General features: G+C 62.6%; 16 protein-coding genes and 1 pseudogene. 6 read left to right on the plus strand and 11 right to left on the minus strand.

The genetic code is table 11. The features are described from left to right. Nucleotides 1-3: 3 nt before the first annotated feature. Nucleotides 4-1,062 carry a glycosyltransferase gene (locus tag EOC94_RS25440; RefSeq protein WP_127294206.1) on the minus strand — a complete coding sequence of 353 codons (1,059 nt, stop codon included), beginning with the start codon at nucleotides 1,060-1,062 and terminating at the stop codon, nucleotides 4-6. A 98-nt stretch (nucleotides 1,063-1,160) separates the two neighbouring features. Further along, the gene (putA, locus tag EOC94_RS25445; RefSeq protein ID WP_127294208.1) at nucleotides 1,161-4,772 is read right to left on the minus strand and encodes a bifunctional proline dehydrogenase/L-glutamate gamma-semialdehyde dehydrogenase PutA; all 3,612 of its coding nucleotides are present in this window, start codon (nucleotides 4,770-4,772) and stop codon (nucleotides 1,161-1,163) included. Between the two features lie 162 nt (nucleotides 4,773-4,934). Here putA and EOC94_RS25450 point away from each other — a divergent pair, with 162 nt between their 5' ends. Further along, nucleotides 4,935-5,387: an Lrp/AsnC ligand binding domain-containing protein gene (locus EOC94_RS25450; RefSeq protein ID WP_023676441.1), complete on the plus strand. Its 453-nt coding sequence runs from the start codon at nucleotides 4,935-4,937 to the stop codon at nucleotides 5,385-5,387. Between the two features lie 98 nt (nucleotides 5,388-5,485). Here EOC94_RS25450 and EOC94_RS25455 read toward each other — a convergent pair whose 3' ends face one another. Further along, a complete protein-coding gene (locus tag EOC94_RS25455) occupies nucleotides 5,486-6,685 on the minus strand; it encodes a cytochrome c peroxidase (RefSeq protein ID WP_127294210.1) in 1,200 nt (399 codons plus the stop codon). 13 nt (nucleotides 6,686-6,698) lie between these two features. Further along, entirely contained in the window at nucleotides 6,699-7,148 is a 450-nt protein-coding gene (locus tag EOC94_RS25460; RefSeq protein WP_127294230.1) for a FixH family protein, read from the minus strand. 153 nt (nucleotides 7,149-7,301) lie between these two features. Here EOC94_RS25460 and EOC94_RS25465 point away from each other — a divergent pair, with 153 nt between their 5' ends. After that, nucleotides 7,302-8,222 carry a sugar kinase gene (locus EOC94_RS25465; protein WP_127294212.1) on the plus strand — a complete coding sequence of 307 codons (921 nt, stop codon included), beginning with the start codon at nucleotides 7,302-7,304 and terminating at the stop codon, nucleotides 8,220-8,222. Nucleotides 8,223-8,285: 63 nt separating this feature from the next. Here EOC94_RS25465 and EOC94_RS25470 read toward each other — a convergent pair whose 3' ends face one another. Further along, nucleotides 8,286-9,320 carry a class I SAM-dependent methyltransferase gene (locus EOC94_RS25470; protein WP_127294214.1) on the minus strand — a complete coding sequence of 345 codons (1,035 nt, stop codon included), beginning with the start codon at nucleotides 9,318-9,320 and terminating at the stop codon, nucleotides 8,286-8,288. A 283-nt stretch (nucleotides 9,321-9,603) separates the two neighbouring features. Between EOC94_RS25470 and EOC94_RS25475 the strand changes: the two genes are divergently transcribed. After that, on the plus strand, nucleotides 9,604-11,625 hold the full coding sequence (locus tag EOC94_RS25475) for an EAL domain-containing protein (RefSeq protein WP_095486746.1): 2,022 nt from the start codon (nucleotides 9,604-9,606) through the stop codon (nucleotides 11,623-11,625). Between the two features lie 166 nt (nucleotides 11,626-11,791). On the opposite strand, the gene EOC94_RS25480 is transcribed toward EOC94_RS25475, so the two are convergent. Next, complete coding sequence (locus EOC94_RS25480) at nucleotides 11,792-12,580, minus strand: thioredoxin family protein (protein WP_126106165.1); 789 nt, start codon at nucleotides 12,578-12,580, stop codon at nucleotides 11,792-11,794. A gap of 465 nt (nucleotides 12,581-13,045) precedes the next feature. On the opposite strand from EOC94_RS25480, the gene EOC94_RS25485 reads away from it, so the two are divergent. Further along, on the plus strand, nucleotides 13,046-13,291 hold the full coding sequence (locus EOC94_RS25485) for a DUF1127 domain-containing protein (RefSeq protein ID WP_095486654.1): 246 nt from the start codon (nucleotides 13,046-13,048) through the stop codon (nucleotides 13,289-13,291). Between the two features lie 91 nt (nucleotides 13,292-13,382). On the opposite strand, the gene EOC94_RS25490 is transcribed toward EOC94_RS25485, so the two are convergent. After that, nucleotides 13,383-14,273 (minus strand): AraC family transcriptional regulator, encoded by an 891-nt coding sequence (locus EOC94_RS25490; protein ID WP_127294216.1) that lies wholly within the window; start codon nucleotides 14,271-14,273, stop codon nucleotides 13,383-13,385. A gap of 144 nt (nucleotides 14,274-14,417) precedes the next feature. Here EOC94_RS25490 and EOC94_RS25495 point away from each other — a divergent pair, with 144 nt between their 5' ends. After that, on the plus strand, nucleotides 14,418-15,173 hold the full coding sequence (locus EOC94_RS25495) for an SDR family oxidoreductase (protein WP_127294218.1): 756 nt from the start codon (nucleotides 14,418-14,420) through the stop codon (nucleotides 15,171-15,173). 160 nt (nucleotides 15,174-15,333) lie between these two features. On the opposite strand, the pseudogene EOC94_RS25500 reads toward EOC94_RS25495, so the two are convergent. The 3 genes and pseudogenes from EOC94_RS25500 to EOC94_RS25510 form a co-directional block, all read right to left on the minus strand. Next, nucleotides 15,334-15,923: pseudogene (locus tag EOC94_RS25500) on the minus strand (galactose-1-epimerase); the annotation flags it as partial. Between the two features lie 26 nt (nucleotides 15,924-15,949). Then, nucleotides 15,950-16,642: a gamma-glutamylcyclotransferase gene (locus EOC94_RS25505; protein WP_245458005.1), complete on the minus strand. Its 693-nt coding sequence runs from the start codon at nucleotides 16,640-16,642 to the stop codon at nucleotides 15,950-15,952. Between the two features lie 422 nt (nucleotides 16,643-17,064). Next, the gene (locus EOC94_RS25510) at nucleotides 17,065-17,445 is read right to left on the minus strand and encodes a hypothetical protein (RefSeq protein ID WP_185928326.1); all 381 of its coding nucleotides are present in this window, start codon (nucleotides 17,443-17,445) and stop codon (nucleotides 17,065-17,067) included. A 253-nt stretch (nucleotides 17,446-17,698) separates the two neighbouring features. On the opposite strand from EOC94_RS25510, the gene EOC94_RS25515 reads away from it, so the two are divergent. After that, on the plus strand, nucleotides 17,699-19,411 hold the full coding sequence (locus tag EOC94_RS25515) for a winged helix-turn-helix domain-containing protein (RefSeq protein ID WP_127294220.1): 1,713 nt from the start codon (nucleotides 17,699-17,701) through the stop codon (nucleotides 19,409-19,411). A 72-nt stretch (nucleotides 19,412-19,483) separates the two neighbouring features. Here EOC94_RS25515 and EOC94_RS25520 read toward each other — a convergent pair. Continuing rightward, the coding region (locus EOC94_RS25520; protein WP_148128436.1) for an aldose epimerase family protein at nucleotides 19,484-20,070 on the minus strand (587 nt) is incomplete at its 5' end.

Genomic DNA, 20,070 nt, shown 5'->3' on the forward strand with positions numbered 1-20,070 from the left:
TTCTCAGGCCTTGCCGAACAATCGTCGCAGCGCCCAAACCAGGCGCTTGGCGAAGCGCTTGCGCAGCCGTCGCAAACGGCTTCGGCGACCAAGAAATGGCATGACACGCGGATCGTCGCCGAGGCTGCCAAACCGCTTGGCGTGCTGCGACAGGAATCCGGGCACAAAACCCCGGCCATTGGCGGCGGCGAGCTGCTCTGCATTGGCCACGACATAGTCGACGATATCATTCGCCATGACCATCTCATGCGCTCGGTATGCCGGCGATTGCTGCACATGGCCGCCGGCATAGGCGATGTTGGTGGATGCGTTGGCCCCGTGCAGGCGGTAGAGGCCAAGACATTCCGACAGGAGCAGGCTGCCGGCCGCCAGATGCGAACATGTCGCCGCGAGATAGTCGGTTCCTATCCTGGCCTTGAACGGGAACGCCAGAACCGGTTCCAGCGCGGCGCGCCGAAAGACCATCGACGATGTCGGCGCCCACATCCAGCCATAGGCGCTGGGTTTGAAATACGTGATCGGATGGTCCGAAGCATAGGCGATCTCCGGCGTCATCGCGCCGAGCTGTTTGCCGGGCGGGATGGCGATGCCGGGCCCGTCTAGGCTGGAACGCGGCTTTCGCAATTCAATGTAGGTGCCAGCCAGCAAGCTGCGGTCGCGGTCGACCAGAAAGACATCGGAACTGGACAGCGACGCCGGGCGCGTCGCATTCAAATGGGCGGCAAGGTGCGCCACGAGAAAATTCGGCAACCAGACATCGTCGGCATCGAGAAACGCCATGAACGGCGCGTCGCTTGCGGCAAAACCATCGCGGAACGATTCAAGCTGGCCGCCATTTTGCGACCGCGCCAACAGGCTGAAGCGCGGGTCATCGATCGCTTCGAGTAGCCGGCGGATGTCATCGGCCGAGCCGTCGGTCGAAGCGTCGTCGACGATGACGCAGTGCCATTTCTGATAGGTCTGCGCCAGGACCGAGCGGATCGCATCCTCGATATAGTCGCGATAATTGTGACAGGTGATGACCACGCCGACACGCGGAAGCTCAAACCGTGGTGGCTGCATCTGTTCGGCCTCGCCCCTGTCGAGTTGCCCACTTGTTAGTCGACGTGGCTTCTTGTCAACACGAGGCACTTTCGCGGCAAGCGGGCCTTGGGGGAATCTTACGCCGCGGCCAGCAGGCTGGCATTGCCGCCCGCAGCCGTGGTGTCGACGCAGACGGCGCGTTCATGCGCATAGGCCGCCGGGTTGAACACTTCGCTGACCAGCGGCACGATCGGGCCGGCGCGGTCGGCGATCACCTTGCGCACGATACGCGCGGCCTCGGGCGTGCCGGAAAAGGCGACGACGTCGACCCGCAGCGAGCGTGCCTCGACCGGGTCCGGACGGCCGTCGATGGCCGCAAGCGGCAGGCCCTTGCCGGTAAGTGATGAAAGTGCCGCCGGCGCACCCGGCGCGACGGCCAGCACCGCATTGCCGGCCGCCAGCGCCTGGATCGCCTGGGCAAGCAGCGTGTCGGCGTCCGGTCCCAGGCAGAGCACGCGGCCGCGCGGCGACAGCGACAGCGTGTTGGCCTCGCCCGTCGGTCCGGGCAGATCGACCTGGCCGAAATCGATGCCCGCGGCGGCACCGATGGCGGCAGCGCCCTTGCCGCGCAGATGCTTCCTCAGCACCGCCACCCGGTCCGCCCGCGTCGACCAGCCGCCGAGCGCCGGGTCGGGCAGATTGTCGGCAAGTTCGGTCGCGGTCACCTTGCGGCCATCAAGAACAGGCGTGCCCGCCTCCGGCCCCTTGCGGAACCGCCTGAGATAATGCGGCCCACCGGCCTTCGGTCCGGTGCCGGAAAGCCCTTCACCGCCGAACGGCTGCGAGCCGACCACGGCGCCGATCTGGTTGCGGTTGACGTAGATGTTGCCGGCATGGATGCCGTCGACGAAATGCTGGGCACGGCCTTCGATGCGGGTATGCAGGCCGAAGGTCAGGCCATAACCCTTGCGGTTGATCGCGGCGATCACCGCATCGATGTCGTCGGCGTCGAAGCTGGCGACATGCAGCACCGGCCCGAACACCTCACGCTCCATGTCCTCGATGCCCTTGACCCGAAAGACATGCGGCGCGACGAAGCGGCCGTTCTTCGGCGCTTCGAGCTTGGCGATCAGCCGGCCCTGCAGACCCATTTTGGTGCAATAGTCGCGGATCGATTTTTGTGCCTCATCGTCGATGACCGGGCCGACATCGGTTGAAATCTGCCAGGGATCGCCGAGACTGAGCGCTTCCATCGCTCCCTTCAGCATCTCCAGCATCTTCTTCTCGACGTCCTTCTGCACATAGAGCACGCGCAGCGCCGAGCAGCGCTGGCCGGCACTCTGGAAGGCCGAGGCAAGGATGTCGCGCACCGCTTGTTCGGGAAGTGCGGTGGAATCGACGATCATCGCGTTCAACCCGCCGGTCTCGGCGATCAGCATGGCGTCGGGCGCAGCGGTCTCGGCCAACTGCTTTTCGATCAGCTTGGCGACCTCGGTCGAGCCGGTGAAGCAGACCCCGGCAATGCGCGGATCGGCGGTCAGCGGGCCACCGACCGACGGACCATCGCCGGGCAGAAGCTGGATGACGTCTTCCGGGACGCCGGCCTCGCGCAGCAATTCGACGGCGCGGAACGCAATCAGCGGCGTCTGCTCGGCCGGCTTGGCGATGACCGAATTGCCGGTGACCAGTGCCGCCGCAATCTGGCCGGTGAAGATGGCGAGCGGAAAATTCCACGGCGAGATGCATGCGATCACGCCGCGCGCTTCCGTGCCGGGTTCGGCATTCGCCGCCTCGGCAGCATAGTAGCGCAGGAAATCGACCGCTTCGCGCACTTCGGCGACGCCGTCGGGCAGCGATTTGCCGGCCTCGCGGCTGGCGAGCGCGAAGAATTCGACGGCGTTCGCCTCATAGAGATCGGCGGCGCGGTTGAGGATGGCGGCACGCTCGGCAACGGCACGCCTTGCCCATGCCGGCTGCGCCTCCACCGCGATGCGCACGGCGGTCGCGACCTGCTTGGCGCTGGCCTCGCTGACTGTGCCGACCACCTCGTCGGGTTTTGCCGGATTGACCACCGGACGCTGCTTGCCGTAGCCGGCGGCCCGCGTGATCGGCTTGGCGTGCCAGCGGTCCGGGCCGGAAAACTCGGTCTTCGCCTGGTCGATCGCGGCCAGGGTCACCGGATCAGTGATGTCGAATCCCTTCGAATTGCGTCGGCTGGCACCAAAGATCGCCGATGGTCGCGCGATCGCCGGATTGGCGGCGGGACCCTGTTTCTCGACGGTTTCGAGCGGGTCGCGGGCAATATCCTCCGGCTCGACCTCCTCGTCGGTGAGCTGGTGGACGAAGGAGGAGTTAGCGCCGTTCTCCAGCAGCCGGCGGACTAGGTAGGCAAGCAGGTCGGAATGCGCGCCGACCGGCGCATAGATGCGGCAGCGCGTGCCTTCAGCCCGCCGCACCGTCTCGTGCAGCGCTTCGCCCATGCCGTGCAGGCGCTGGAACTCGAAGGAGTCACGATCCCCGGCCATCGACAGGATGGCGGCGACGGTGTGGGCGTTGTGAGTGGCGAATTGCGGATAGATGCGGTCGGTCATCGACAAAAGCTTCTTCGCGCAGGCCAGGTAGGACACATCTGTGTTGGCCTTGCGGGTGAAGACCGGATAGCCGTCGAGCCCGAGCGTCTGCGCTCGCTTGATCTCGGTATCCCAATAGGCGCCCTTGACCAGCCGCACCATGATGGTGCGATCGTATTTCTTCGCCAGCGCATAGAGCCAGTCGATGGTGAAGGCTGCGCGCGGACCATAGGCCTGGACGACGACGCCAAAACCGTTCCAGCCGGCAAGCTCCGGCTCGGCCAGCACCCGTTCGATGACGTCGAGCGACAGGTCGAGGCGATCGGCCTCCTCGGCGTCGACGTTGAGGCCCATGCGCGAATGACGCGCCGCCAGCGCCAGCGACAAAAGCCGCGCGGCCATCACAGGCAGCATCTTTTCCTTCTGCGTCACTTCATAGCGCGGGTGCAGCGCCGAGAGCTTGACCGAGATGCCGTGGTTCTGGCGGATGTCGGGACCGTTGGCGCCGGCATCGAGCGAGGAGATGGCGTCGGCATAGGCCTTGAGATAACGCAAGGCATCGGCCTCTGTTCGAGCCGCCTCGCCCAGCATATCGAAAGAATAGAGATAGCCCTTCTGGGTCATCGGCCGGCCGCGCTTGACGGCCTCGGCAATCGTGCGGCCGAGCACGAACTGCTCGCCCATTTCACGCATGGCGGCGGCGACTGCCTTGCGGATGACCGGCTCGCCCAGCCGGCGCACCATGGCGCGCAGCGTGCCTTCGATGCCGCCCTCGCCTTCGTCGAGCACCCGGCCTGTCAGCATCAGCGCCCAGGTCGACGCATTGATGAAGATCGAGCTCGACTCGCCTGAATGCGCCGACCAGTCATGCGGCGCGATCTTATCGGCGATGAGGTCATCCATCGTCTCGGTGTCGGGCACCCGCAGCAGCGCTTCGGCCAAGCACATAAGCGCGACGCCCTCCTTGGTGGAGAGGCCATAGGCGGACAGGAAGACCTCCATCAGCCGTGGATCGGACGAGCCGCGCACCGCCCGCACCAGATCGGCGGCGCGGGCCGAGATCGCCTTTCGGTCTTTCCCCGAAAGCCCCGTCGCCTCGGCCAGCCGCTTCACGGCCTCGTCTTCATCAGGCAAATAATTGGCACGGATCTGCTGGCGGATGGCTTCGAGCGCTGGCATGACGGTCCTGTAGAGCGAGCATCAGGGAGCGGGCCGGCGGTCACCGGGCCGAATGGCGCAAGCTAACATAAACCTTGATCTCAGTCGGTCCAAAGAAATCGACACGGCAGGCCGATTGATCTATCATGATGACTGATCCCCGCCAATTTGACCAGAATTTCAATGACAGAAGACCAATTGGACCGCATCGACAGGAACATCCTGTCGGCGCTAGGCAGCAATGGCCGGCTTTCCATGTCGGAACTCGCGGCAAAAGTCGGGCTGTCGAAGACGCCGGTGCAGGCGCGGGTCAAGCGGCTGGAAAAGGACGGCTTTATCAGGGGCTACCAGGCGATCATCGACCGCGAGCGCATGGGCGAAGGCCATGTCGCTTTCGTCCAGGTGAAACTGTCGGACACCCGCTCAGCCGCGCTCGATGCCTTCAACCGCGCGGTGCAGGCGGTGCCGGAGATCGAGCAGTGCCATATGATGGCGTCGAGCTTCGACTATCTGCTGAAGGTCCGCACCACGGACATCGCCGCCTATCGCCGTGTGCTCGGCGAGCGCATCTCGGCCCTGCCCCACGTCGCCCAGACCTCCACCTTCGTGGCGATGGAGACGGTGAAAGACCGGTAGGCGCGCTGTTGCGGTAACGTCGGCGGGACAGCGCCCCTCTGTCCTGCCGGACAGAGGGGGGCGCGAAGGATCGCTACCGAGTAGCCTTTCTGAGCCGTTCACTCGGCCAGCGTCTTCAGGAACGCCACCACCGCCCCACGCTCGCGGTCCGAAAGCTGCAGTGGGTGGACCTCGGACACACCCTCGACACTGGTCGGCGCCTTCGAATAATGCGCCACCACTTCGTCAAGCGACGAGAACTGCCCGGCATGCATGTAAGGCGGCCGGGTGGCGGCGCCGCGCAGCGACGGTGTCTTGTAGGCGCGGACCAGTTCCGGTCCGGCCTTGACCATGAAGCGCAGCTCGCCGCAGGCGCTGGCGTCGCCATCGCGAAAGGCGCCGAAACAGTTGAACGGATCGGCCTCGACTTGGCGTACCGCATCTATGCGGCCGCGATCCGGCGGCAAATTCGCAACCGGCGGCACGCCGGTGTTGTGAAAACTGCTGTCAGTGAAGCGCGGCCCGGTGTGGCATGTCACGCAACTGGCTTTGCCGATGAACAGTTTCAGCCCGAGGATTTCCTCAGGCGAAAAGGCATCGTCGCCTTGCGGCTGTATACCGGTAGCCAAGGCGGCGGCGAACCGGTCGAAGCGCGTCTGCGGCGGCGCGATCGATCGCTCGAAGGCGGCGATCGCCTTGCCGATATTGGCGAAGACGCGGTTGACGGCCTCGGCCTGCGCAGCGGACATGGCGTTCCACGCCGCTTTCTCGGCATCGCTGCCGAGCGGACTGGCATTGGCCGGCACGGTCGAAAGGTCGGGCAGCGGCCCGAAGATGCGCTCATAGCGCTCGCCGAATCGCGCCTTGATATAGTGCGCGTAGGCGGCGCGATTGCCGGCCTGCTCCAGCGGATTTTCCAGCGGCGTCAGCGCCTGTGCCCAAAGACTGTCGCGCCGCCCATCCCAGAAGAACCATGGATCATGCGCGACGCCGGCCAGCGGCATGGTGCGCCGGTTGGTGCGGCCGACGCCGACCGCTTGCGGCAGGTCGTCCTGGAACTGCCGGTCGATCTTGTGGCAGGTCGAGCAGGAAACCTTGCCATCGCCGCTCATCCCGACATCGAAGAACAGCGTCGAGCCAAGCGCGGCGGCGGCCGGCACATCGGCGAAGCGGTTGGTGGTGTCGGTTTTCAGCGGCGGCAGCGCCGACAGTGCCAGTGAGGCGATGGTCTTCTTTTCGGCATCGGAAAACTCCGGCTTGCCGCAGCCGGCAAGCACGGCCATCGCCAGCAGCGCGAGAAGACGCGAGAATCGGCTCATCTTGCTCTAGCGCTCACAGCAGCACATTGAAGACGACCGTGTCGGATCCGGCCGCCGCGGAAATGGCGAAATGCAATTGCCACAATCCGCTCATCGTGAATTTCACCCCGTCGATGCGATAGCACCCGTCGCCCAGGTAGTCGGTCGCCTGCGGGCTGGTCGGCAGGCCGTGCCTGTGCTGCGGCATGCCCCCGGAAATCGTGATCGCTGCCCCTTCCACCGGGGTTCCCGCGCCTGTCTTGAGGGTCAGCAGCCAGGATTGCAGCTCGCCTTGCCGGATAGCGCCCTGCTCCGGTTCGAAACTGGCCACAAACAGCCCGTGCGCTGTCTTTTTCGAGCGCGCAATCTCGGAGCTGGCGAGCCGAGGCGCTTGCGGCGCCGTCAGATAGACGGCGGCAAGAATGCCAGCCAGCAAGGCAGCCAGACCAAGACCTGCCAAAACATAACGCCATAACGATGCCAAACCGTTTCCTCTTCCGGAGATAACGTCTCGCTGGGCAGATTGCGTCCCGCCGCTCAGTTGAGAAAACACATCTGGCGCAAAATCCGCTGACGCCAAGCATGGCGCTGCCGGCCGCAAAAAGCTACAGCACCGGAATCACGCGGAGAGAGATACATGACAGGAAACGGCGTCGCCTCGATCGGTGAATGCATGCTCGAACTTTCAGGCCAGGCCGGGCCGAACTGGCGCATGGGCTTTGCCGGCGACACGTTCAATACGCTGTGGGCGCTGCATGCGCTGAGCTGCGACCGGCCGGCAACCTATGTGTCGGCCTTCGGCGACGACCCGTTCTCGCGCGATCAGATCGGTTTCTTCGCGCAAAACGGCATCGGCATCGGCGCCAGCCCGATCATCGCAGGCGCCCGGCCCGGCCTCTATGCGATCACGCTGACCGGCGCCGAACGCTCCTTCACCTATTGGCGCGGTGATGCGGCCGCACGGCAGCTTGCCTCCGACGCGGTCGCCTTGGCGAAAAGCCTTGAAAATCAGGCGCTTGTTTACTTCTCCGGAATCACTTTGGCAATTCTGGACGACGGCGCGCGCAAGTCCCTGCTGGCGGCGGTGGCCAAGGCGCGCGCCGCCGGCTCGCTTGTCGCCTTCGATCCCAACTACCGGCCACGGTTGTGGCGCCGGCGCGAGGAAGCGCAGGCAGCGATCCTCGATGCGCTCGCAGTCACCGACATCGCGCTGCCGACCTTTCCCGACGAGCAGATGCTGTTCGGCGACGCCGCACCGCAGGCAACCGCCGAGCGGCTGGGAGAGCTGGTCGGCGAAGTCGTCGTCAAGAATGGCGAGGAGCCGGCACTGATCGCCGCAAGCGGAATGCTACGGCCCGTTCCGGCCGTGCATCTTACCGCCCCCGTCGACACGACCGGCGCCGGCGATTCCTTCAATGGCGCCTATCTCGCCGCCCGGCTTGCCGGTCATGCCCCGACCGAGGCCGTGCTGCGCGCGCATCGCGTCGCCGCAGCTGTCGTCCAGGTGCGCGGCGCGCTGGCGCCGTTCGAGACGTTAAGGGCGGCGTTCGAAAATTAGCATCAAAACGCAATCGGACCGGCTGCCGCCAATGGGCGACAACCTTGCAGCCCAAGGCGGTCGCTATCCGCGCTTTTCGATGACGCCATATAGGACGTTGCGGTTCTCGCCAAAGAACACCTGCGCCTCGACGGTGTTGCGGTCGACGCTGGCATTGATGATGTCCCACATATCGGCCTCCGACCGCAACAGCAGCACCCAGTTCATGAACGTCTCCCGGTAGCCGGCGTCGGGGTTGCCCTCTGCGTAGTTCGCGAACAGGAATGTCCCGTTCGGCTTCAACATCTGCAGGCAAGTCTTTGTGAGCTTCACGGCGACGTTGTGCGCAAGGTAATCGTAGAGGCCAGAGGCGTAGATGAAGTCGAACTTGCCAAGCTTGTGGCCCCTCGTGAGCACGGTTCGTACCGAGCCGTCGATGGCCTCGACCGCGGTGCCCTGGAAGTCGCGGTTGATCAACCCAACGCTCTGAGGATCCTGATCGAGCGCAACCCAGCGCTTGAGACGGCCCTCTTGTAAGGCGGCCGAGCGATTGGCCTCCCGTAAATGGCCGGCCGCAATCGCCAGGACCTCGGCTTGCGGTCCATTCTTGGCCGCAATCTCATCGACATACCGGGTTAAAAGATCGCGTCGCTCCCGTGCTGCGATGCACGACGGTACATCCTTGGTGTGGCTATAGAGCGCCTTGCCGATCTCCGAGGCGCTTGCCACGCTCTCGGCCACGTGCGGATCACAATAGATGTAGTCGAGCAACTGCGCGTCGCCAGAATAACCTCTGGGCTTGTCATGGGACCACCGCGTGAGCGGATCCTCGAGAAAGTACTCCAAGATCGGGTGGTTCTGCACAACCGGTATCAATGCTTGCCAAACGTCCGGATGAACCTTGGAACGGGTTGCGTCGAGGTACGACATCAGCCGACGAATGATCTCCGCGGGATCCTTTCGTTGCTCGACTTGCTGGTGTGTCGCGTGGAGAATGAGCGCAAGCTCTACGCGGGCGGTTTCGAACGCTTCGCTATGAGGCTCGAGCTTTCTTCGAGGGAGACTGGCGGCGATCATCTCGGCAGTAATCAGACTTTTGCCATCAAGGATGGTTGCCACCGCAGACTCCATAATTACAATTAGTTAGATATTATCTAGATATTGCGTAAAATTTTATCTTTGCCAAGGCGCATCACCGGCATTTTAGCGGTGTCGTTAATTTCCCGCCAACCATCCTAGGTCTTTGGACGCCTTGCCGGTCGGATTCCCGATACGAGTTAACGAAAACCTATTTGCGCGACTGCATATTGCTTGCGAGGCGCCGCAATCGCTGTCGCCTGAGGAGTCGGCCGGCGTGGGGGCAGAAGCTAAAAATGAGTTCGGAATACAAAGCCCGGTTCAAATGGGGTTTGTGGTGACGAGCGACTCCGCGTCATCCGCATTGGCCGATATAGCCGATGCGGAACCGTTCGAACCGCGCTACGAGCCGCGGTCCGACGAACTCCGCAACCTCTACCGAAAGGAATCCCAAGCGACGCGACGAACGGACGCTAGGCCAGGGCTATGGATCGCCGTTGCCATCTATCTGCTGTTTTCAGCAACCGATCTGCTGCTGATTCCGGATGTGGCAATCTATACGATCACGGCACGCTTCGTGGTCGGAGTGACTGCGCTCCTGATCTTGGAAGCACAACTTCGCCAGGGAGTCGGAACGGAATGGATTGACGTGACTTGCGCCGGAGCCATCATCTTTGGCTATGTTGGCTGGTTGTGCCCAGCGGTTATGGGTGCGGACAAGGAAAGCGTCTCTTATTATATGGTTTTCGGCACCATCTTCATGATGAGCGCTAATCTATTTTTCACATTTAAATTCAACGTGTCTATTGTAACTTCTGCTATAATATTGGTAATTTTGTATATCGTAAATTATTTTGTGCCGTCCACATTAACTTACAAAATGGTATTTGGAACCTTCTATATCTCATGCTTCACATTTACATCTTACGTAAACTGGAAGCTGAACGAGGAGCGCTACAACGTCTTCCTGAATGCCCTCGAAGCCAAAATCCAGCACAAGGAAGCCACCGAGCGCGGACAGGCGCTGTTGAACCTGTCGAGAACCGATCCGCTTACAGGTCTGGAGAATCGGCGGGCGATTGACGAGAAACTGCGGGACTACTGGAGCGACTGGCAGAGGTCTGGCAGCAGTTTTGTGGCGATCCTCATCGACGTGGACTTCTTCAAAAGGTTCAATGACTTTTACGGGCATCAAGAAGGTGACCGCTGCCTGATTCTTGTCGCCAATGCCCTTGCCGATATGATTAAGCAGCACAATGGCTCAATCGGCCGCTACGGCGGGGAAGAATTCATTGTCCTGGCGCGCATGGAGAAAAGAGAACAGGTCGCAGATATTGTGGAAGCCATTCGAAGCACGGTGGAGAACCTCGCACTTCCCCACGAGCACCGGAGAGACGGTACCTCGGTTGTAACGGTGAGCGTTGGCGCTGCCTTCACCAGGGTCCAGACCGGCGCCAAGCTGGAAAAAATCATCCACGAGGCCGACCGCGCGCTCTATCTGGCAAAAGCAGGCGGTCGAAATTGTACGTGGCTGTTCGATCCAAACGATCCCCAGAGCAGCGATGAGAGCGAGAATATTGCGGCTTTGCTGAAGATCGCGATCGGCCAGGATCTCGTTTCACTCGTCTATCAGCCTATCCAAAATGTCGCGTCGGGCCGAGTTGAAGCCGTCGAGGCTCTGATGCGCCTCAAAATGCTGGATGGCACGTCGGTTCCGCCGAGCCTCTTCATTCCCGTCGCGGAACGAACTGGCGCTGTCCTGGCGCTCGGGCGCTGGGCAATTAGGACAGTGTGCACTGAGCTTCTGGCGGACGATCACGTCCGTGTCGTCAGCGTCAACGTCTCTCCAATTCAGCTCAAGACGCCCGGCTTCGCAACCTCTGTTGCGGCCATTTTGAGCGAGACCGGCGTAGCCGGCAGCAGGCTGGCCTTCGAAATCACCGAAGGGCTCGAGATGGAGATGCACTCCGACATTCTTCGCTGCATCAGCGACCTAAAGCTGCTAGGGATCAGGATATGGCTTGATGACTTCGGGACCGGCTTCGCGGGCCTCTCATGGCTTCGTCTAATCGATTTCGATACCGTGAAGATTGACCGCTCGTTTCTTCATGATTGCGGCTCCCCCAGAGGCAAGGCAATGCTGCAAGACATTATTGCCCTGGTCCGAAATCGCGGCCATAAAATCCTGGTCGAAGGGGTGGAAACCGACAAGCAGATGGCCTTCATACGCGAATTCGACATAGATGAAATCCAAGGCTTTCATGTCGGCCGCCCTGCTCCCGCCGCGAGCTTTCGAGCGAGACCGGCCACCCACAAACGCCCTTTTCTGGTCGTGAAGTCCGCATGAATAGCGGCAGAGCGATCTGAGTAGCTGCAAGCCGTCGCCGCCGCAGAAGCGCGCTGAAGACCGGGCACTATTTAACTCACAATCGAACTCACTCAGGAGCGGGCGGCGGATCGGTGGCCCTCAGACCGGCCGTCGCCGTCCGCCCGATTCACCGAACAGGCCTGGCTCACGCCTTCGTGCTGGCCTCCCGGAACGCCGCCTCTCCGGCGTCCGATACCTCGACCCATTTCTTGTCGGCCGCTGCGTCGGAGCCGTAGCTGTCGTGCCAGTTCCACCAGTTGTAGGCCGGGGTCTGAGGATAGCCTTCGGGCGAGTCCTCCCAGACCTCCTGCCGGCCCAGCGGCGTGATGTCGAGGTAGTTCCAGGTGCCCCCCATCTGTTCGTCGCCGCGGTTGTTGATGAAGTAGGTGCGGAACACGCGGTCGCCGTCGCGGATGAACACGTTGTGACCATGCCACTCGTCCACGCCGAAATCGGCGTCGAAGCTGTCGGTGATGGTGAACCACGGTATCTCCCAGTCCATCCGCGCCTTCAGCCGCGCGATGTCCGCCTGCGGCGCACGCGAGACGAAGACGAGGGTGGTGTCACGGGCGTTCAGGTGGGCGACATGGGCGACCTGGTCGGCCACCAGGGAGCAGCCGCGGCAGGCATGGTCGGGCCAGCCGAACACTCCCGGCTCGAAGAAGGCGCGGTAGACGATCAGCTGACGCCGACCGTTGAACAGGTCGAGCAGGCTCACCTTTCCGTCAGGCCCCTCGAACGCATACGTCTTCTCCACCGCCATCCACGGCATCCGCCGGCGCTCGGCGGCCAGTGCGTCACGGGCCCGGGTCTGGGCCTTTTCCTTCACGAGCAGCTTCTCGCGGGCCGCCTCCCACGCCTGCGGCGACACGACCGGTGGTGTGTGCATGGCAGGCTGTCCGCTCTTCCGTCCGTTTCCGGCTGATGCAGTCATACTTTGATACCTCCTGATTTGGGCGAAACCCCGCGCCTCGTTGGCCGAAGCGCGGTTTCATTCGCTGCTCTTCGCTCATGGTTAGGCATGAGGTAGTTTGGCACCGGAGAGCGGACAGCGGGAGTAACAAGTGTGGCGCTATTCCAATGGAGCCGCTGATCCCAGCCGCGGCCTGCGCAGAAGCGGGTGCTCCTGCGCCCACGCTTCAAGATATCGCGACGGCCCAGCACGGCCGCTTTCCGGGGCGGCGCCGGCGATCGACAACGGCGCTCCCGCTGTTACAGACGTAACCAAATTCCGTTCCGCTGAAATCATTCCGTAGCGAGATTCTCCGAGACAACGACGTTCTCGACACGAGAGCCGCGGAGCGCGAAGGAACTTTTTCCCTTTTGTTCACGCACAGCCGAACAGCCCGAAACCACGTGGCACGCTCCCAACCCGCAAACTCAAAATGGGAGACTAAAAATGGCTCACACGAAAACTCGCTCCGGCCGCGGCGCACCCAGCCGCCGCTTGTTTGGGTCAAGGCTGAAAAGCGTAGCAATAATCATCGTTGCCTTCAGGACGTGGCGAGAGAACGTCGCAAGACGCAGGGCCCTAGCGGATTTGACGCCCGATCAGCTGAAGGACATCGGTCATCCGGAGGCCCATGAACCTGTGCTCGACGTCGTTAAGGCCGCTCAGACCACGAACTTGATGTCGATGAGGTAAGATCAGCGCGCCAACTGTCGGCGCGGACGAGCAGGCGCAGCGCTCGCTTCGGCAAGCTCGGCGCGTAGCGAGCGAAGCTGCCGAAGGCACCTCAAGCGGCGGCCAAGTTTCTGCCTCTCGCTTCTTTCGTATCCCGAACAGGCGTCCGGCCGAACAGACGACCATATTCCCGGGTGAACTGCGACACGCTTTCATAGCCGACCGCGAACGCTGCGCTGCTCGCAGTCTTTCCCTCCGACAGCATCAGCCGCCTCGCCTCAATCAGGCGCAACTGTTTCTGGAATTGCAAGGGAGAGAGCGAGGTTACTGCGCGAAAGTGCTGGTGGAATGACGACATACTCATTCCGGCCACAGCCGCCAGGCGCTCGACTGGCAAAGACCGCGCGAACTCTGCCCGAAGCACTGCGACCGCGCGCGCCACTCGCCGCATTTGGCCGTCTGGCCACCCCAGACGACGGATCGCCGACCCGTGCCGCCCGGCCAGCAGCCAATAGTGCATCTCGCGCACAAGCTGGGCCTGTAGCACCGGGACCGATGCCGGGCGATCGAGCAGCCGCATCAAACGCAGGGCCGCGTCGGCAACCTCGGCGTCAGTCGGGTCAACCCGCACGGGCGCGTGGTCGGCCACATGCTGGGCGTCTATTTGCTCACTCAACTCCGCGATGACCGCCGGATCGAGTTCCAGAACAAGCGAGTAGTAGGGAGCAGCGGCGCTGGCGCGGGTGATCTGGCTCACCGTCGGCACGTCCGCCGTGATCAGCAGCGAATCTCCGGCGGAGAAGGCGAAGCCCTGAGTACCCATCGTGACGTGCTTGCTCCCCTGGACCACCAGACAGGCGAGCGGTCGGGAGATGTCGTAGACCAGACCGCTAGGCGCCGTCGCCCGCACCGTGTTGAGACCCGGTATCGGGGTATGCGCAACGCCGTCTGGGCCGGCATTGGTGTCTGCATGGCGGCGGACGGCATTGAGGAGTGCGGTCATGGACCAAAACTATTCCTTTGCTGCCCGACACGCAAAGCATTTTGGAGGATTAGGCAAAAACGGTCGAGCATCCGGCAACAAAAGCCTGCCCATTGGGCCGATATCGGCGTGGCCACAGCAGTGGTGCAAACAAAGGAGCAGGCCATGACCAAGATCACGCTCATTACTGGCGCCAGCCGCGGGCTCGGGCGCAACACCGCACTCAGCATCGCACGCCGCGGCGGTGACGTTGTCCTCACCTACCATAGCCGGAGTGAAGACGCTCGGGCCGTTGTCGCGGAGATTCAGGCAACGGGTCGCAGGGCAGTCGCCCTGCAACTCGACACCGGTGACGTTGCCACCTTCGCTTCTTTCACTGAGCGCCTGCAGGCGGCATTGCGCGAGACCTGGCAGCGCGAGACGTTCGATCATCTGGTGAACAATGCCGGCCATGGCGACATGGCAATGATCGCAGAGACGACGGAGGCGCAGTTCGACCGGCTGGTCAATGTCCACTTCAAGGGGGTGTTCTTCCTCACCCAAAAGCTGCTGCCGCTGATCGCGAACGGCGGCCGTATCGTGAACCTCTCCTCGGGCCTCACCAGGATGTCCTATCCGGGCTTCGCCGCCTACTCGGCAGTGAAGGGCGCGGTCGAGGTGCTCAGCGTTTACATGGCGAAGGAGTTGGGCGCCCGCGGCATCGCCGTCAACACGGTGGCGCCGGGCGCGATCGAAACTGATTTCCTTGGCGGCGCTGTCCGCGACATGCCCGACCTCAACAAGGTGTTCGCAGATATGATTGCACTCGGCCGCGTCGGCATGCCGGACGACATCGGGCCAATGATCGCCAGCTTGTTATCCGAGGACAATCGCTGGGTGAATGCCCAGCGGATCGAAGTGTCCGGCGGCCAAGCCATTTGACGAAGCAGGTACCACACCGTTGATTGGCGTCAGGTCCGTTGGGAGCGTCTGCTCCTTGGAGCGGACCTGCTGTCTCGGCCAGGCCGTCTGCCTAGACGGCGGACATGATCCCTTTCCGAACCGAAGGTAAGCACCGTAAAATCCGGTACCGGCTTCCAGGTCATGCGTAAGGCAGCCGGAACCGGTATTCCGTCACATGGTGATAGATCTGGCCCGGCCATAGCGTGGCCTGTGGGAAATATGGCCGGTTCGGCGCGTCCAGACCTGCGGCTCCAGGCAGAAGCCCGAAAAAGCCTTGTAATGACGTCCTTCGAGTCCCGGCGAAGGTGGCGCCAGATACTGGCCGGTATAGAGCTGGACGCCCGGCTCCGTGGTCCAGAGCTCCATCTCGACGCCGGAATTCGCGCCCTGCGCCCATGACGCCTGCCTGAGCGGCCCGCGCGTCGCGGCAAGGCAGAAATTCTGGTCGTAGGCAAGCTGCTTGCCCTCGCTCTCCATGCGCAGCGGCCGCGCCTGGCGGAAATCGAACGGCGTGTCGTCGACCGGCTTGACGACGCCGGTCGGGATCAGGTCGCCATCGACCGGAAGATAGGCGCCGGCGTTCAGCATCAGCCGGTGGTCGAGAATGTCGCCGGCGCCGCCGTCATCCAGGTTGAAATAGGAATGCTGGGTGAGGTTGCACAGCGTCGGCTCCTCGCAGGTGGCGGTCATCTCGACGCTGAGCGTGCCGGGGATTTTCAGCCTATAGGTGCGCTGTTCGCGAAGATCGGCAATGGTCAGCTTGAAATTGGTGTTACGATGGAACCCAAAATGCGTTCGGCGACCAGACGCTGTAGCCGCCATAGATTGCTGTCGCGGATGCCGCGCTCTTCCAGATGCGAGATGGTGTTATAGAGATACTCGGCGCACGAGCCCAAATGGCCGCATGCCTTGGCCACAATGTCCGCCACCTCATCAGGTGGGAGCTTACCGGTGTATGCGCCCGACTCTCGGTTCATCACGAAGGCAAGGGCGCGGACAGGCCCCTGATGCGTCTTGACGGTAAGCCAACGGGGCGGGTTGCTGGGTGGTTTCGCCTTCATCTCTCGGCGGACAAGCTTGCCGAGCTGCCATTCCACTGTGTTGCCGGCGAGCCTATAGAGCATCCCCCGGCACTGGCCGCCTCGATCGAGGGCCATCATCAGGCCAGGCTGCTCCCTCGTGCCCCGCCACCGGGTCATCTTTAGGCAGAACGAACGATGCCAGCCGTGCGCCGTGCCAATGCGCTCCTCAGTGTGCTCAACTTCCGGCTTCCAAATCAGCGAGCCATAGGCGAACAACCAAAGGTCTTCGCCTCGGGGATGCGAGGCGAGCGTCTCATGCACCGCCGCATCGTAGTCCTCCTCGGTGTAGTAAACGAGACCAGGTGCCGAGCCGGGGTCCTCTAACACCCGATGAACGCGCGCAACAATCTCCGGCGTAAGTGCCATCTTCCGAACCAGCCTAGGCATCTTTTCCCTCATATGCCGTTCCGTTCTTTGCTGCCCGGGCTTCTTGTAAGACCACGTTTCGCTTGGCGATTGCTGAGCAATCCAAGACCGCAACGATATCACCAATCTCCCAACGGCGAACCGTCACTGAGGGCCAGCTGGTATCGTCCAGCTGGATTTCACGCCGCGTCGAGTCCCTGAAAACGAGCGGAACCTTCTGGTGGGATGGTGGTCCGATCTGCCAGCTGCGCCGCGGCCGGTGTCTCGACTGTGGTGGCAATCGCGAGCAGTGTCCTGCGTGTGATATTTCCATTGTACGATCCGAAACTGATCTGCATCATATCCTCCCTGTGCACGGATGGTCCGAGATCTACGGAAGCATACTCGACGAACCCGCGCGCCCTCGAGCTCTACGGCAACACTCATTTCCCCAACGCTCCCCGGGTCGGCGTCACGTCCACGAGATCGACCACCGCAGCGGGAATGGCGTCGCTGACAACGAGCGCATCACCATCGCGCAGAATCTCGAAATCGATCGACGGCTGGCCGGCCGAACCGGGCACGGAAATGGTCAAGTGCTGCCCGGGGGCGAGCGTGGAGGCTATCCGCAGCGGCAGCGCGTCTGATCCAGATGCCAATGTTGCCACAACCCGGTAGCCGTCCTGCTCGACCGTATAGTAGACGACGCCGTCGAAGGCGGCGAGATGAACGCTATGCCCATTGCCTGGCGCCAGTTCGGCCGCAGCCGAGGTTCCGGTCCAGACGAGGCCGGCGAATGCGAATTCAGCGAAAAGTCTGGTCATGGTCATTTCCTCCATCCGCCGGACGGGCGGACGCAGACAGACAATCGTTGCGTTCCGCCTCTTTCTCGACTCGACGCAGGATGAGCCCGACGGCACCATCCGTAACGAGAGCAGCACGATGGGCTGACGAAATCGGACGAAATCTTCCGATCGCCGACTAAATCCTCGACGATTGCTGGAATGACGGCCGGGCTTTGCTGTAGATTGACCGCAACGAGACCCAACCGGCCTCGCTCCCGTGGGGAACGTTCCGATGGACAGCTCGGCGCTGACGCCGATTCGCCTGAACGGCCGCACGGTCGACCTTCAGCGCGGCTCCATCGCGGACCAGAGCGGGCATGCCATTGCCCTGCGGCCGCAGGCCATCGAGGTACTGAAGGTGCTGGCCGCCCGGCCGGGAAAAATCGTCACCAAGGATGAACTGATGCAGGCGGTGTGGGGAAACATCGCCGTCACCGATGACAGTCTTGTCCAGTGCGTCATCGAGATCAGGAAAGCGCTCGGCGACGAGCGGCACGAGATCGTCCGGACCCTGCCGAAGCGCGGCTATGTGCTGGAGGCGGAAAAGGCGGTCGAAGATAGCAGGAAAGTTGCCGGCGCTCGGTTGCTCGGGCTACGCAGCAAATCCTGGCTGGGCCTCGCCGCCGGTCTCATGATCCTGATCGGTGCAGCCGCCGCCTACCTCCTTCCGACAACGAAATCTGGCGCCGAGACACCGGCTATCGCCGTGCTGCCCTTCGAAAACATCAACGGCGACGAGAGGTGGGACCGCTTCGCCACCGGCGTGACTGAGGACATCATCACCGATCTGGCCCGCTACCGCGATATATCGGTAATCGCCCGGACCTCCGCCGAATTCTATCGCGGCAAGGCCCACGATGTGCGCGAAATCGGCGAAGCGCTTGGCGTCAAATATGTGCTGGAAGGCAGCCTGCAAGTAGATGGCCACCGCATGCGCGTGACGGCACAGCTGATCGATGCCGAGACAGGAACACATGTCTGGTCGGAGCGCTACGATCGCCTCGCAGCTGAACTGCTCGAAGTTCAAGACGAGATCACGCAGAAAATTGCGACCACGCTTACCGGCTGGCAGGGTCAGGTGACGGAAGCCGAGCGCACGCTGGCGCGACGCAAGAATGCAACCGGCCTCAATGCGTATGATTACTGGCTGCTGGGCATCGAAGCGAAGCACAGGATGACCGTGGCGAGTCAGCTCGAGGCGCGGGCGTATTTCGAGAAGGGGCTGAACCTCGCTCCCGATTTCATGCCGCTGGTGCGCGACATGGGGATCACCTATGCGATCGAGATGGATATCGGCTCGGTCATCGACTTTCCAGCATGGGTCGATGCCCAGCGGAAGTATGCAGAAAGAGCGCTCGCCCTCGACCCGAACGACTCCACCGCAAATTTCACGATGGCGGTGGCCTACGCCTACCAGAACGACAGCGAACAGGCGGAACGCAATCAGAAGCTCGCGTTGCAGTTTGGTCCTAATAATGCCGACACAATGATGCAGCTCGCCTGGACTTACGCCGGCTGGCAGACGGAGCGCGCCCTGGAGCTTGTGGAACGGACGCTGAAGCTCAACCCGCGCTATCCCTCCTGGTGGAACTTTCCGATCACGCAAACCTATTTCGCGGCGCGCCAGTTCGATGAAGCTTACACAACGGCGAAGCAGCTCGGCGAGTCGCCCAGTCAGGCCGCCTTTGTCGCCATGAGCGCCGCGCAGATCGGAAAGAAGCAGGAAGCAGCCGCCGCCGCGGCCAAGGTGCTGCGTATGAAGCCCGACTGGACGGCGGAGAGCATGTTCCCTTATCAGGGTTTCAAGGACGACTCCGTCCTGTCCGAAAGTGCTGCGAAGGCCGGACTTCCGGTCTGCATGACGGTCGGGCAGGCCAAGACCAATACCGGCATGTTCCGCATGAAGCAGTGCGAAGCGGAGCGCGTGAGGGCCGCGCTGAATTAGGGCCGGTTTCGCCGTATTTGGGAAAGACCGACACAGACGACCGAAGGTGGAATCGAAAAACCGGCTTCCGGGTCAGGCGCCAGGCAGCCGGAACCGGTATTCCGTCACATGGTGATAGATCTGGCCCGGCCATAGCGTGGCCTGTGGGAAATATGGCCGGTTCGGCGCGTCCGGCCAGACCTGCGGCTCCAGGCAGAAGCCCGAAAAAGCCTTGTAATGACGTCCTTCGAGTCCCGGCGAAGGTGGCGCCAGATACTGGCCGGTATAGAGCTGGACGCCCGGCTCCGTGGTCCAGAGCTCCATCTCGACGCCGGAATTCGCGCCCTGCGCCCATGACGCCTGCCTGAGCGGCCCGCGCCTCGCGGCAAGGCAGAAATTCTGGTCGTAGGGGAGCTGCTTGCCCTCGCTCTCCATGCGCAGCGGCCGCGCCTGGCGGAAATCGAACGGCGTGTCGTCGACCGGCTTGACGACGCCGGTCGGGATCAGGTCGCCATCGACCGGAAGATAGGCGCCGGCGTTCAGCATCAGCCGGTGGTCGAGAATGTCGCCGGCGCCGCCGTCATCCAGGTTGAAATAGGAATGCTGGGTGAGGTTGCACAGCGTCGGCTCCTCGCAGGTGGCGGTCATCTCGACGCTGAGCGTGCCGGGGATTTTCAGCC

Source organism: Mesorhizobium sp. M6A.T.Ce.TU.016.01.1.1 (assembly GCF_003997065.1).
GTDB lineage: Bacteria > Pseudomonadota > Alphaproteobacteria > Rhizobiales > Rhizobiaceae > Mesorhizobium > Mesorhizobium mediterraneum.

Bases quoted from the DNA above. Each gene is read 5' to 3' on its own strand.
- EOC94_RS25450 (WP_023676441.1), top strand. From the start codon at position 4,935: ATGACAGAAGACCAATTGGACCGCATCGACAGGAACATCCTGTCGGCG.
- EOC94_RS25495 (WP_127294218.1), top strand. From the start codon at position 14,418: ATGACCAAGATCACGCTCATTACTGGCGCCAGCCGCGGGCTCGGGCGC.
- putA (WP_127294208.1), bottom strand. From the start codon at position 4,772: ATGCCAGCGCTCGAAGCCATCCGCCAGCAGATCCGTGCCAATTATTTG.
- EOC94_RS25480 (WP_126106165.1), bottom strand. From the start codon at position 12,580: ATGACTGCATCAGCCGGAAACGGACGGAAGAGCGGACAGCCTGCCATG.
- EOC94_RS25490 (WP_127294216.1), bottom strand. From the start codon at position 14,273: ATGACCGCACTCCTCAATGCCGTCCGCCGCCATGCAGACACCAATGCC.
- EOC94_RS25475 (WP_095486746.1), top strand. From the start codon at position 9,604: ATGGGGTTTGTGGTGACGAGCGACTCCGCGTCATCCGCATTGGCCGAT.
- EOC94_RS25455 (WP_127294210.1), bottom strand. From the start codon at position 6,685: ATGAGCCGATTCTCGCGTCTTCTCGCGCTGCTGGCGATGGCCGTGCTT.
- EOC94_RS25465 (WP_127294212.1), top strand. From the start codon at position 7,302: ATGACAGGAAACGGCGTCGCCTCGATCGGTGAATGCATGCTCGAACTT.
- EOC94_RS25510 (WP_185928326.1), bottom strand. From the start codon at position 17,445: ATGACCAGACTTTTCGCTGAATTCGCATTCGCCGGCCTCGTCTGGACC.
- EOC94_RS25515 (WP_127294220.1), top strand. From the start codon at position 17,699: ATGGACAGCTCGGCGCTGACGCCGATTCGCCTGAACGGCCGCACGGTC.
- EOC94_RS25505 (WP_245458005.1), bottom strand. From the start codon at position 16,642: ATGGCACTTACGCCGGAGATTGTTGCGCGCGTTCATCGGGTGTTAGAG.
- EOC94_RS25440 (WP_127294206.1), bottom strand. From the start codon at position 1,062: ATGCAGCCACCACGGTTTGAGCTTCCGCGTGTCGGCGTGGTCATCACC.
- EOC94_RS25485 (WP_095486654.1), top strand. From the start codon at position 13,046: ATGGCTCACACGAAAACTCGCTCCGGCCGCGGCGCACCCAGCCGCCGC.